Origin of the sequence: Pseudomonas sp. HY2-MNA-CIBAN-0224 (assembly GCF_040310285.1) — a bacterium.
Taxonomy (GTDB): Bacteria; Pseudomonadota; Gammaproteobacteria; order Pseudomonadales; family Pseudomonadaceae; genus Aquipseudomonas; species Aquipseudomonas helleri.
Genome location: NZ_JBEOPQ010000059.1, coordinates 1 through 12,085, shown reverse-complemented (window position 1 = coordinate 12,085; position 12,085 = coordinate 1). Strand labels below are relative to the sequence as shown.

The 12,085-nt window shown below is 57.5% G+C and carries 13 protein-coding genes; 4 read left to right on the top strand and 9 right to left on the bottom strand.

What is annotated here, in order from left to right; genetic code table 11:
* Positions 1-12: 12 nt before the first annotated feature.
* Entirely contained in the window at positions 13-459 is a 447-nt protein-coding gene (locus AAEZ03_RS21035) for an REP-associated tyrosine transposase (protein WP_350581285.1), read from the top strand.
* 278 nt (positions 460-737) lie between these two features.
* On the opposite strand, the gene AAEZ03_RS21030 is transcribed toward AAEZ03_RS21035, so the two are convergent.
* On the bottom strand, positions 738-1,667 hold the full coding sequence (locus AAEZ03_RS21030) for a DHH family protein (RefSeq protein ID WP_350581283.1): 930 nt from the start codon (positions 1,665-1,667) through the stop codon (positions 738-740).
* Between the two features lie 370 nt (positions 1,668-2,037).
* On the opposite strand from AAEZ03_RS21030, the gene AAEZ03_RS21025 reads away from it, so the two are divergent.
* The 3 genes from AAEZ03_RS21025 (at position 2,038) to AAEZ03_RS21015 (ending at position 4,208) form a co-directional block, all read left to right on the top strand.
* A complete protein-coding gene (locus AAEZ03_RS21025; protein ID WP_350581282.1) occupies positions 2,038-3,069 on the top strand; it encodes a Fic family protein in 1,032 nt (343 codons plus the stop codon).
* Positions 3,070-3,101: 32 nt separating this feature from the next.
* Complete coding sequence (locus AAEZ03_RS21020) at positions 3,102-3,482, top strand: RidA family protein (RefSeq protein WP_048369212.1); 381 nt, start codon at positions 3,102-3,104, stop codon at positions 3,480-3,482.
* Between the two features lie 96 nt (positions 3,483-3,578).
* Positions 3,579-4,208 carry a flagellar biosynthesis protein gene (locus tag AAEZ03_RS21015; RefSeq protein ID WP_262123599.1) on the top strand — a complete coding sequence of 210 codons (630 nt, stop codon included), beginning with the start codon at positions 3,579-3,581 and terminating at the stop codon, positions 4,206-4,208.
* 66 nt (positions 4,209-4,274) lie between these two features.
* Here the strand turns inward: AAEZ03_RS21015 and kch (AAEZ03_RS21010) are convergent, their stop codons facing one another.
* The 8 genes from kch (AAEZ03_RS21010) to AAEZ03_RS20975 form a co-directional block, all read right to left on the bottom strand.
* Positions 4,275-5,450 (bottom strand): voltage-gated potassium channel protein, encoded by a 1,176-nt coding sequence (kch, locus tag AAEZ03_RS21010; protein WP_350581279.1) that lies wholly within the window; start codon positions 5,448-5,450, stop codon positions 4,275-4,277.
* 135 nt (positions 5,451-5,585) lie between these two features.
* On the bottom strand, positions 5,586-6,758 hold the full coding sequence (gene kch / locus AAEZ03_RS21005; protein ID WP_350581277.1) for a voltage-gated potassium channel protein: 1,173 nt from the start codon (positions 6,756-6,758) through the stop codon (positions 5,586-5,588).
* A 93-nt stretch (positions 6,759-6,851) separates the two neighbouring features.
* Positions 6,852-7,910, bottom strand: coding sequence for a HoxN/HupN/NixA family nickel/cobalt transporter (locus tag AAEZ03_RS21000; protein ID WP_350581275.1), 1,059 nt, complete (start codon positions 7,908-7,910; stop codon positions 6,852-6,854).
* Positions 7,911-7,933: 23 nt separating this feature from the next.
* Entirely contained in the window at positions 7,934-8,932 is a 999-nt protein-coding gene (yut, locus tag AAEZ03_RS20995; RefSeq protein ID WP_278937600.1) for an urea transporter, read from the bottom strand.
* Positions 8,933-8,977: 45 nt separating this feature from the next.
* Positions 8,978-9,940 (bottom strand): urease accessory protein UreD, encoded by a 963-nt coding sequence (locus tag AAEZ03_RS20990; RefSeq protein WP_350581272.1) that lies wholly within the window; start codon positions 9,938-9,940, stop codon positions 8,978-8,980.
* Positions 9,937-10,593 (bottom strand): urease accessory protein UreG, encoded by a 657-nt coding sequence (gene ureG / locus AAEZ03_RS20985; RefSeq protein WP_278937598.1) that lies wholly within the window; start codon positions 10,591-10,593, stop codon positions 9,937-9,939. Before ureG ends, AAEZ03_RS20990 begins: the two co-directional genes overlap by 4 nt.
* Positions 10,594-10,621: 28 nt before the next feature.
* Positions 10,622-11,308 carry an urease accessory protein UreF gene (locus AAEZ03_RS20980; RefSeq protein ID WP_123752114.1) on the bottom strand — a complete coding sequence of 229 codons (687 nt, stop codon included), beginning with the start codon at positions 11,306-11,308 and terminating at the stop codon, positions 10,622-10,624.
* 21 nt (positions 11,309-11,329) lie between these two features.
* Positions 11,330-12,007 (bottom strand): urease accessory protein UreE, encoded by a 678-nt coding sequence (locus AAEZ03_RS20975; protein WP_273222466.1) that lies wholly within the window; start codon positions 12,005-12,007, stop codon positions 11,330-11,332.
* Between the last annotated feature and the right edge of the window lie 78 nt (positions 12,008-12,085).

Below are 12,085 nucleotides of genomic sequence, written 5' to 3'. Positions count from 1 at the left end.
AAAGGCAAAGGAATGCCGACACAAGCAAGCAACTGCCGATTACGCAAAGGACGTTTTTCGCAGCCTGGTCAGATTTACGTGCTGACCTCGGTGGTCAAACAGCGCAGGGTTGTGTTCAAGGATTGGCGCATTGGGCGTCTGTTGGTTAATCAATTTCGTGAAGCCGAGACTGCGGGGCTTGTTGCTTCCCTTTCCTGGGTGGTCATGCCGGATCATTTTCACTGGTTGATACAGCTGCAACAGGGCAGCCTTGCAGAGCTGATGTGCCGGGTAAAATCACGCAGCAGCAAGGCCATCAATGGTCACGGAGCGATCTGGCAGCGGGGCTACCATGATCGCGCTGTGCGCCGCGAAGAAGATTTGAAAATGATTGCTCGATACATCGTTATGAACCCGATTCGTGCCGGTCTGGTGCAAAAGGTGGGTGATTACCCATTGTGGGATGCCATCTGGATTTAACGTCAGGTCAAAAGATCGCCCCCATTCGCGTAGGAGCTGCCGAAGGCTGCGATCTTTTGATCTTGGCAATTGAAATATCCCGATTCTGACCTTTGTGATTAAACACCGAAGAACGGTGATCACGCTTTTGGGGGGAACAGTGGGGTTTGACGCCACATCAAAAGATCGCAGCCTTCGGCAGCTCCTACAGGCCGAGATCTTTCCATATACCCTAAATAACCTGTCGAAACGCGTAGTTATTTTTTTTAAGGAGTAAATCACTTTCTGCTGATCGTCGATCACTCGCTCAATGGCTTGTCGGCGAATTTCAACGCCTCGCGCAGGATTTGCTTGCGCAGCAGTGCGCCGGGCACCTTGGCCAGTTGCTCGACAAAGGTAACGTCGAGCAACTCAGCGAGGTGCGCGGCGCTGGCCGGGCTGCCGACCAACAGGTAGCTGCAGTGTTCTTCGATGCTGATCAGGTTGAGCAGCCAGTCCGGCTCATGGGCTTGCAGGGTCGATACCAGCGTTGCCCGCTGTGTCTGCAACAGGTGCTGCGTATTCCATACTGTGAGCTGCCCGATCACCCGTGGCAGCGGCAATTGAGCATCCATGCGCTTGAGATCTTTGTTGATCGCCGCAGGCAGGTCATGCTCGATCGCGGTCTGGCATTCACTGAAGTAACGGGCTGGCCAGTCCTGAGCCAATCCTGCCTTGTCGGCCAGCGCTGCGTAGGCCTGCTGATCGCGGGCAGTGGTGATCTGGCCCTTGAGGTTCAGGGTGTTATCGAGAATCGCACTGGCCAGCAAGGCGGCGGTGCCTGGATTCATTGCGTGGAACAGACCGGCTTCGACCCAGCGCTCATACACCTGCGTGCAGGCGGCGCCGACAGCTTCGATGGCGGCCTGGGGGCCCAGCCGCTCTTGCCAATACGACTCAAAGCCCGGGTGATGGTCGATCACTTCAACCACACGCTGTGCATCGACACAGGTATCGAAATGGCTGGGGTCACTGATGTCGATCATCACGAAATGATCGTGCTCAGTGGCATCGTGCGCATCTAGGGCAACGGGCCACTCGCGAAGGGTCTGGCTGATGCTCTGGTTGAGCGGGGCATTGCTGATCGCCTTGGCCGCAAGGCCTTGCAGGTTAAGCAACTGGGCGAAAGCAATACATCCCGCGTAAGCATCGATATCGAGGTAGGCAGAGCCGCTGGTAACAACAATCATGGGCGAGGGCAAGTCCGGGAGCGGCAAGATAGAGGCCCGCCAACTTAGCTCAAAGAGATGTCAGCGGTGTTTCAGCTTTTGTGATCTCCAGCGACTGTAGTCGCTGACGAGGAACGAAGGCTGCGATCAACATCAAAAGATCGCGAGGCAAGCTCGCTCCTACGGTTTTATTGCGTGTGCAGATCTTGCTCTGGGCGCATTTTACCCGGCCCGTCGATTGCCGCCTACAGCGCGCCCCAGTGTTAAACTCGCCCTCGCCGCAGAACAAGCCAGCGCGGCGGTTGGTTAAGTTAGCCAGACGTGAGGCGGAGTTTTAGTTTTTAATGAGGCCACGCATTGCCCACCGGAATACTCCCATGATGGATCAACAATGAGCCGCTACCAGCCACCACTGTCGCTGACTCTGCCGATGCTCGGGCTGGTGGCCGAGATCAGCGAGCAGATTGGCCGGTTGTCGGCGTTGCACGCTGCGACCCTGACACCGCAGCTGCGGCGGGGTAACCGGATCCGCACCATCCAGGCTTCGTTGGCGATTGAAAACAACACCCTGAGTGTCGAGCAAGTCACGGCCGTACTGGAAGGTAAACGCGTGTTGGGTTTGCCCCGTGAAATTCAGGAGGTCCGCAATGCGTTTGCGGCCTATGAAGCCATGCCTGATTGGCGTCCGTCATCGCGTGCTGATGTGCTGGCGGCTCATCGGTTGTTGATGCTGGGGTTGATTGACGACGCAGGCCAATTTCGTCGAGGTGGCGTTGGGATTTACCGCGGTGACAAGCTGGTACACATGGCGCCGCCGCCGAGTCGGGTGGCAACACTCATTGATGATCTGCTGGCCTGGCTTGCGGTGACGGAGCTTCACCCCTTGATCGCCAGTTGCGTCTTTCATTACGAGTTTGAATTTATTCATCCGTTCGCTGATGGCAACGGTCGTATGGGCCGTTTATGGCAAACACTGATCCTCAGTCAATGGCGCCCGGTGTTGGCCTGGCTGCCGGTGGAAAGCGTGATTTGCGAACAGCAAGAGGCTTATTACGCCGCGCTGCTGGCTGCCGATCAACAAGCGCAGGCCACACCCTTTGTGGAGTTTATGCTGCAAGCCTTGCAGCAGGCCTTGTTGAATGCAGAACAGACCGACCAAGTAACCGACCAAGTAACCGATCAAGTAAGCCGTCATGTAATCCGCTTGCTTGACGCATTAAAAGGCAGCACGGGGTTGAAAACGGCTGAGTTGATGCCTCTGTTGGGGCTGACTCATCGGGCAACCTTTCGCAGCAACTATTTGTCACCTGCGTTGACCGCCGGGCTCGTTGAAATGACGGATCCGCTTTCGCCGCGCAGCCCGGTACAGAAATACCGACTGACTGCCCAAGGCCTGAATTGCCTGGGCATGAGCAAGACCTGAAGATTTTTATTCACCCTGACCCAGAGACTCACATGGCCCACCAAGACATTACCTTCACCCCTGATCCAGACGCCGATTCCATCTCTTCCGATGTTGCCGGTTTTGCCGGGATTCTGGTCTCCACGCAGATCCCGACCCGTGCTGACGGCAGCTTGGAGCTGGGCGGGATCACTGAGCAAAGCGAGTGCACGTTGCAGGCGCTCAAGGTTGCCCTGGAAAAGGCTGGCAGTTCGATGGACCGGGTGTTGCACCTGACGATTTACCTGACTGATATGGCCGACCGCGCGGCGTTCAACGAAGTCTACAAACGCTTTTTCGCCAAGCCGTGGCCGGTGCGTGCTGCTGTTGGCGTGGCCGCTCTGGCGGTAGAAGGCATGCGCGTGGAAGTGACCGCCATGGCGGCCAAAGCCTGAGTCAATAACGCCCAACTGCGTTCGGTCTTCTACACTCCCTTTTGGCCAGTTTTTGGCCGTGCCAATGAAGGCACATAAAGAAAGGGAGTAATGAAGATGGTTCGCAGATTTTTGGGCGTTGTAGCGTTGGTATTGCTGGCCGGTTGCGCCACCAACCGGGCAGAGGTGGACGTGGATGTTTTGCCGCCGGGCAATACTCAAACGCCTGCTCCGAGCAATGGCAAGAAGGTGTTTGTCAGTGCCGTTGATGAGCGGGTTTTCCAGGTCAAGCCAGACAGTTTCGATATCCCTTCCCTGAAGCACGGCGAGATCGACGACAAGTCGATTACCGAACGGGCGATTGCGCGTAAACGCAACAACTTCAACTGGGCCATTGGCGATGTGCTGCTGCCCAAAGGCCGCACGGTGGCCGGGTTGGTGAGTGATGCGGTGGCCAGCGCTTATCGCCAGGCCGGGTATGAGGTGGTGAGCACGCCAACGGGCGGCGATGTGCGCAAGGTGCAGGTGCGCATCTTGGAGTTCTGGTCATGGTCTGGCGTCGACGGGGTGCTGGACAAGGGCGTACGCAATCAGTCCCTGTTGCAGATCAAACCCGCAGGCGCGCCTGAGTACAGCGTGAAAACCCTGGTCACCGAGAACGTCAAGGTGGTGACCGACTCGGACTGGAAGAAGATTACTGAAGACGGTCTTGAGGCCATCACTCAGGAAACCCTGAAGAAGCTTTGATCCGCTTGCAGAGCGAGGCGGTGATGGGTGTCGCCGCCTCGCTTTACTCTTTATTGAGCACACGTTTTACGCCAGAGACGTGCGCTTGCCGAAAAACATTTCAGTGATCAGGTCGTTGTTGATGGTGTCACCTTGCAAGGTGCGTATCAGCAACTCACTGCCCAGCAGCGGCAGTGACAGCAATAAGGTCGGGTTCACGCGTTTGACCTTGGAGATGTTCTGAGTGTCGTTGACCAGCGCAATGATCTTGGTGTTATCGCCGGCTACTTCCTTGGCCGCCAAAATGGTAAATACGTTTTGTGCATCGCTGTCCGACAGGGTGACGATGTACTTGGCTGCACCGGCGTCCGCCAGTTTGAGGGTCGCGGTGGCCGACGGGTCCCCCTCGAGGATGTCGGCTTTGTCTGGCAACTCGTGCTGGCTGCCCGGAGTGCAGATCACCGTGACATGCTCGCCACGTGCCGTCAGGCCTTTGTAGACGTTGTGGGCCAATGAACTGGCGCCCACCAGGATGTAGTGCTTTTTGCGCGCCATGTGGGTCATCCGGCCTTTAATGATGCGCTGGATATTGTTGCTGATCAGCGGCCCTACGATAGACGCCAGGGAAATGGCAAACAGGGTGATGCCCAGCACAATCACCGTCAGGCAAAAATACCGGGACACGGTGGAGTGCGGGAGGATGTCGCCAAAGGCTACGGTGGTCATGACCTCAAGCGCGAAATAGAACGCCGTGGTCAGGTCGGTGACTGGCGGTGCGAACTGCTCCCCCAGGTACAGCGTGCCCAGCGTGCTGTAAACGGTCAGCGAGGCCAGGCTGACGATCGCAAAAAAGCTGCCGGTGGCCAGGCTGTAATGGTCAAACCGTCGCCAGTAATAAAACAGCACGGCGATGCTGACTAACGAAAGGTAAGTGACGTTGTTGGGCTTTTTCTCTATGAAAAAGTCGATGCAGACCGCTGCCAGGAGTAACAGCAGGGCAAAGAACCAACTGATCCGCGACTTGATCAGCAGCCCGAATGACATCAGTACAAGCACGCAGCCTGTGATGACCACGGGGATTTCCAGCAAGGCGAAAAAGCCCAGGGCTTCTTTCCATGAATGAAACGAGCTGCCCGCAGCTTCGGCCTGAGTGAGCCAGCGCAGCAACACGGGCAGGACCATCGCACAGCCATTGATAGCCACCAGCAGTGCGACGCCATAGGCAAAACTGAGTCGCGATTTAACTTCCTGTAATAAAGCCATGGTTCCCACCTACCACATGTCCGTTATGAGGTTCGGGGGAGTGTAGGACAGGTTTTAAGTTTTACGCGGGCAGGGCGAGGGGCACCTCAATGGCCTTGTTCCAGGCCATTGCGGGCTGCTCGAAAGGGCGGTTGGTTACAGCGACGAGCGCTTGCCGAAGAAGATTTCGGTGATCAGGTTATTGTCGATCTGATCGCCCTGCAGGGTGCGCACCAGCAGTTCACTGCCCAGCAACGGCAAGGACAGCACCATGTTCGGGGCCACACGTTTGACTTTGGGGATATTCTCGGTTTCGTTGACCAGCGCGATGATTTTGGTGGTGTCACCGGCCACTTCCTTGGCGGCCAGAATGGTGAACACATTCTCTGCATCGTTTTCACGCAAGGTGACGATGTATTTGGCCTCGTCGGCACCGGCCAGTTTGAGGGTCGCGGTTGAAGACGGGTCACCCTCGATGACGTCTGCGGTTTCCGGTAACTCGTGCTGGGTGCCTGGGGCATTGATGACGGTGACGTGCTCGCCACGATCAATCAGGCCGGAATAGACGTTTTGCGCCAGTGAGCCAGTGCCAACCAGAATGTAGTGATTTTTGCGGGCCATGTGGGTAATCCTGCCTTTGACAATGCGTTGAATGTTGTTGCTGATCAGAGGTCCGGCAATCGATGCCACCGACACCGCGAAGATGGTGATCCCCAGAATAATCACCGTCACGGTGAAGAGCCGGGCATCGGTGCTGTGCGGCACGATGTCGCCAAAACCGACGGTCGACATCACCACAATGGAGAAATAGAACGCCGAAGGCAGGTCGTTGACCTCGGGGGTGAACTGATCGCCCAGGTACAGCGTGCCCAGGGTGCTGTAGACAATCAGCGAGGCGATACTGACGATCGCAAAGAAGCTGCCGGTGGCCAGGCTGTGGTGATCAAAGCGGCGCCAGTAAAAAATCAGCAAGGCAATGGTGAACAACGAGTAGTAGGCCACGCCGTTGGGTTTTTTCACGATGAAAAAATCGACGCAGACCGTGGCGATCAATAACAGCAGTGAAAAAAACCAACTGATACGTGACTTGAGCAACAGGCCGATCGACATTAGCACCAGCAAAAACCCGACGACAAATCCGGGGATTTCCAGCAAGGCCAAAAAGCTTAAGGCGTCCTTCCACGAGTTAAAGACACCGCCCGCCGCATCAGAGTGGGCGATGCCGCGTTGCAGCACCGGCAGAATCAGGGCCATCCCATTGATGGCAGCCACCAAGGCCACCCCATACGCAAACGAGAGTCGCGATTTAACTTCCTGTAATAAAGTCATAATTCCTACGACGTGTCTATTTAGCGGTTTCAAGAGTGTAGGTCAGGTTAATGCACCTGACCTTTCTGGCTTCGCGCAGTTTAACAAGTGCTCTTAGACGCTGGCACCCAGTCGGTCATAGCCTCGCAAGTAGTAGTTGAGCCCCGAGATCAGCCAGCAGAGCACGAACAGGGCGATGATCCAGTAGCCAATTCCTCCAAAGTTGTCGTTAAGCGCCGCAATCGGCGCCCATACTTCTCCGCTCAGTTCCAGCTTGTCAGCGATCAGGCCCAGCGCTTCGACGCCGCCGATAAACAACGCGACAAACACCGATGCGGCGGTGATGGTGATGTTGTAGTAGAGCTTGCGCACGGGCTTGGAGAAGGCCCAGCCATAGGCGCCGATCATCACGAAGTTGTCGAGCGAGTCGATCAGCGCCATACCGGCGGCAAACAGCACCGGGAACACCATGATTGACCACAGGTTGATGCCTTGTGAGGCGCTGGTGGCGCTGATACCCAGCAGCCCGACTTCGGTGGCGGTGTCAAAGCCAAGGCCGAACAGGAACCCCACCGGGTACATGTGCCAGCTTTTATTGATCAGGTTGAACAGGCGGCCAAAGATGCGTGCCATCAGCCCGCCCTTGTTGACCACCAACAGGTCCAGTTCTTCGGCGGGCAAGGTGTGGCCCGCCTTGACCTGTTTGAACTTTTTGTACACCGACAGCAGGATCACCAGGTTGAGCACGCCGAACAGCAGCAGGAACACCGAAGACACCAGGGTGCCGATCAAACCGCCGGTTTCATGGAACCACTCCATATCGTCCTTGAAGGCCATGGCGGTGGCGGCGATGGCAAAGGAGGCGAGCACCACAATGGTCGAGTGCCCGAGGGAGAACCACGTACCGACGGCAATCGGTCGCTTGCCTTGCTGCATCAATTTGCGCGTGACGTTATCAATGGCCGCGATGTGGTCAGCATCCACCGCATGGCGCAACCCGAAGCCGTAGGCCAGCAACGCGGTGCCCATCAGTACCGGGTTGCTGCCGAACTCGATAAACGCCCAGGCCCAGGCGAGCAGGTTGGCGACCACCAGGCCCACCAGTAAATAAATGGCCCGCCTTGTGGTATCGCTGGTGTCAGAACGGCTGGAAGGGTGAGCGATAGCGGTCATTGTTGTTCCTCAAAACACTGCACTTATTGACGATGAGAGGGCATTACGTCCTTGTTCGGCACCAGAAATAACCACGACGCGAGCACAAAAGGCATGGTCAGGGTCGGGATGCCCACAGGGGCCAACACAGTATTCAAAGCACCCTGCACAAATACAGTGAAAATTACACCGATCAGCGTGTAGATCAGGACCCGCAAGCGCGGCTTGTTGAAGGTTGAGCCCAGGGCGATGGCGGTCAGCACGGCACTGAACGCATACAAGCCGTTATTGATGGCTGACTGCTCGCCCTGCAACAGGGTTGCCACCAGCACCGCCAGTAATGAACCCACCAGTCCAAAAAGCGCTGCCCACAACGAAGACACTGCCAGACCGGCCAAAAATAATAAACTGCTGACTACCGTGCTAATCAGAAACACTTCGGAGATGCCGTAGAACGTGGCATGGAACACGTCGATGCCGTCGAGCAGGTCTGGCGTGTGCGCGACCAGATCGTGGGGCAGGTTGGGCAGGGGCAGTGCGTGGCTGTTCAGGCCGCCAAAGGCATAGCTGGCCAACAGCATGGTCCAGGTCACCAGAACGAAGGGCGCCGTCAGGGCCGCGACTTTCCAGGTTTTCAGAATGTCGGCAATGCAGATGGTGACGATTACCGAGATGACGCCGCCGAGGATGATGCACAGCCAGACGATGGGCGTGACCTCCAGAAACGTCGGCAAGCCAACGCCCACCAGGCAGCCGTTGTAGCCGAACAGACCGGCTTTCCATGACGTCTGGTCCTTGAGGTGCATGCCGGTAAACGTGGCCGCGACGGTGCCCAGCACGCTGCCAAATGCGACCGCCGGATTGCCTTCGGCAAAGGCCCCGACAAAAATCGCGGCAAAAAACAGCAAGCCGGTCAGCGGGTTGTTCTGGAACATCACCTGCGCGCAGCCGCGCAGGGTGACGTCAATAAACCCCAGCAGTGTGTTGCCGTTTGCCAGTTGCGACCACTTGGATAACGCCGCGTGCATAGTGACTGTCTCCATCGAACCCCGCTGGGAGCCGTGTTCACCTACTCCCGTCAACGGCGTTTACTTCCACAAAAAGGGCGGTGGCAAGGTCACGCCCAGGATCTCTTCACGGGCGACGGCCCAGAACGCGCGGATTTGCGCTTTCACGGTGCCGCTGTCATTGCCCAGTACTTTGAAGATTAAGCCGCACTGATTGGGCAAACGTGTGACACCGCTGGCCAGCCCCGCCTGCCTGTCAAATACGGCCGGGATGCGCTCGACAATGCGCTCGTGATGTTCCTGGGGCGTGAGCAACACCACGTTGGCGAACACGTCAAAGGTTTGCATGACACCGACGGCGTCCAGGCTCTGCTTTTTCGGCTCCAGCACGTATTTCTCGACAAACAGCTCCTTGCCCTCAAGGGTTTCGGCGGACACCCGGGAGGAATACACATCAAAGCCGAAACGCTCATCGACATGGTGATACTTGCGCCCCGACATCAAGGTCTCGCAGTAAAGGGCCGTTGCCGTCGGGTGGATACTGATGCGCGTGTCAGTGATAAACCGCGCATCGCGATGAGGGATCAGCGGGTCGGGCATAAACTCCAGGTAGCCGTTTTCTTCAATTCGCAGGTGCTGAACCTGCGTGGCGTAGTTGGCGTTCATGGAATGCACTTTGGTCGCCGACTGGGTGGTGACATGCCCGCAGGCGCCCACGCCTACGCTCACATCGGTGGCCAGACGGTCGCCCTGGAGCACGCAACCCGAGGTCGAGATCATGGTCACGCAGGGCAGTTGCGGCAGTGCTTCGTCCCAGTACAAGGCCCGTTGCACCAATGACGGCACGCGCCGCTCCACGTCCGCCAGCACGCTGCGCTTGCCGCGTTGCTCAAAGCCCAGGCGCAGGTAGCCGCTTTTGCCGACGGCGCCGCTGTGCATCTGCACGGGTTCGTCCTGGTACGGCGCGAGTTCCGGGGCGTCGTAGCCGAGTGAATGAGCACGAAGCCGTGAAGGGTTGTTCACGATCTGGCTCTGCGCGGTCATGCCGTAACCTCAGCCTTGGTCGTCGGGGCAGAGGGTTTGTGGGCGAACAGGAACATGTGTTCGATCATGTCCACCAGCGCTTCAATGCCATGCCCGGTTTTGCAGTTGGTGAGGATGTAAGGGCGGCCACTGCGCACCACTTGGGTGTCGCTTTCCATGACCTCCAGGCTCGCCCCCACGTAAGGCGCCAGGTCGATCTTGTTGATGATCAGAATGTCCGCTTGCACCAGGCCGGGGCCGTTCTTGCGGGGGATTTTCTCGCCTTCGGCGACGTCGATCACGTAGATATAAAAGTCGGCCAGGGCGGGGCTGAAGGTCAGGGTCAGGTTATCGCCGCCGCTCTCGATCATGATCAGGTCGCTGTTCGGGAACTTCTCTTCCATCTCTTCGACCGCGGCGATGTTCATGCTCGGGTCCTCACGCACCGCCGTGTGCGGGCAGGCGCCGGTTTCAACGCCAAGTATCTTGTCTTCGTCGAGGATGCCCTTGAGCGTGCGCTTGACCTGTTTGGCGTCTTCGGTGGTGACGATGTCGTTGGTGATGATCAGCGGTTTGTAGCCACGCTGGATCAGGATCGGGGTGATCACTTCAATGACGGCGGTTTTGCCGGAGCCGACCGGGCCGCCAATACCAATACGGGTAATCTTTTTCACAGGCTCTTCCTTGGAAAGTGCAACGGATTCAGTTCATGAACAAACGCACATGGGCTTTGACGTGGACTGCCGCCAGTACGTCGACGATGGGTACATACGACGACATTTGCTCGATGTCGCCGATTTCTGCGATGTCGCAGAAGGTTTCGATGTCATGGTTCAGTTCAAACAAAATGCGCTGGGTGTCGAGGTGGGTGACCCGCATCAGGCGCATGGCCGCGCTGAGGATGGTCATGGCCACCCCGTACTGGTGCATCACCACCACTTCTCGGGCACCGATGCCCTGGGTCGACATGACCACGGCCTGGGTGACGGGGTAGGTGCCGGCGGCATGTCCGGCCTTGATGTTTTCGAGCCACCAGCGCACCAGTGGTTTTTCCACCACATGGATCGACATTTCGGCGAGTTTTTTGCCCATGCGGGTGGCCATCAACCGGCTTTCTTCATTGAGCTTGCGGTTGTTCACCGCCCAGTCGGCGCGCAGGATCGCGTCACGGTCATCGGCCACGGCGGCGCGGTGCGCCGCGACTACGCCCATGCCGTCACAACTGGCGGCCTGTTTGAGGGCGGTGAGGACAAACCCCTTGAGGCTGTCGACATCGTGCACGATGCCGGTCTGAATCGCCGATTCCACGCCGTTCGAGAACGAAAAGGCGCCGACGGGCAATACCGAGTCGCCAAACTGCATGATGCGAATCAGGTCTGATGCGTTCATCCAAAGCGCCTTATGCCGGGTTTAGTGCTTAGCGTCATGGCTGTGAAACGTCAGGCCGTTGTCATGGCTATGGCTGTGCGGGTCATGCAGGTATTGGCCTTTGATCTGCAGGGCGGCGGCTTCCAGTTTGTCCTGGGGGCTGGCCACATGAACGTGGGTGGCGGTTTCTTCGGCGCCGCCAAACAGCAGGCGCGCTTCAGAAGGGGTGAGGTTGGGCAGCACGGCGGCACCGCTGACAAAGGCGTAGGGCAGGTGCTCAAAGCCATGGGTGCGCATCACCGAATCCATCATCTTGGTTTCCACTGTGAGCGGGATGTACACCTCGTTGTTTTTGGTCACGGCCTTCCAGTGCTGGTTGCCCAGGGCATGCCCGAGTTCGAAGCTGGTCTTGATCAGCACGTCCAGGGGTTGCTGCTTGAGTTCTCTCAAATCAATGACCATCACGTCGCGCAGGTTGAGCTGCACCACCACGGCATGCCGGGTGGGCTCATCCCACATCAGTACGTCGCCGTCAGCCAGCACCACGTTGCGGTCCAGCGAGATCCCGAGGTCAAGCCCGCCGACGCTGGTGCGGCGGCAGCGGCTTTTTTGCGCTTCACGCTGATCGAGGATCAGCACATCAATGTTGGCGCCTTGCAGTTTTTGCTTCCAGGCCGGGTCTTTCTTGGCATTGCCCAGAATGTGTTCAATCAAAATCACCTTGAAACTCCTCTCTAATCCCTTGTAGGAGCGAGCTTGCTCGCGATCTTTTGATCTTTAAAAGATCGCGAGCAAGCT

Bases quoted from the DNA above. Each gene is read 5' to 3' on its own strand.
- AAEZ03_RS21035 (WP_350581285.1), top strand. From the start codon at position 13: ATGCCGACACAAGCAAGCAACTGCCGATTACGCAAAGGACGTTTTTCG.
- AAEZ03_RS21030 (WP_350581283.1), bottom strand. From the start codon at position 1,667: ATGATTGTTGTTACCAGCGGCTCTGCCTACCTCGATATCGATGCTTAC.
- AAEZ03_RS21025 (WP_350581282.1), top strand. From the start codon at position 2,038: ATGAGCCGCTACCAGCCACCACTGTCGCTGACTCTGCCGATGCTCGGG.
- AAEZ03_RS21020 (WP_048369212.1), top strand. From the start codon at position 3,102: ATGGCCCACCAAGACATTACCTTCACCCCTGATCCAGACGCCGATTCC.
- AAEZ03_RS21015 (WP_262123599.1), top strand. From the start codon at position 3,579: ATGGTTCGCAGATTTTTGGGCGTTGTAGCGTTGGTATTGCTGGCCGGT.
- kch (WP_350581279.1), bottom strand. From the start codon at position 5,450: ATGGCTTTATTACAGGAAGTTAAATCGCGACTCAGTTTTGCCTATGGC.
- kch (WP_350581277.1), bottom strand. From the start codon at position 6,758: ATGACTTTATTACAGGAAGTTAAATCGCGACTCTCGTTTGCGTATGGG.
- AAEZ03_RS21000 (WP_350581275.1), bottom strand. From the start codon at position 7,910: ATGACCGCTATCGCTCACCCTTCCAGCCGTTCTGACACCAGCGATACC.
- yut (WP_278937600.1), bottom strand. From the start codon at position 8,932: ATGGAGACAGTCACTATGCACGCGGCGTTATCCAAGTGGTCGCAACTG.
- AAEZ03_RS20990 (WP_350581272.1), bottom strand. From the start codon at position 9,940: ATGACCGCGCAGAGCCAGATCGTGAACAACCCTTCACGGCTTCGTGCT.
- AAEZ03_RS20980 (WP_123752114.1), bottom strand. From the start codon at position 11,308: ATGAACGCATCAGACCTGATTCGCATCATGCAGTTTGGCGACTCGGTA.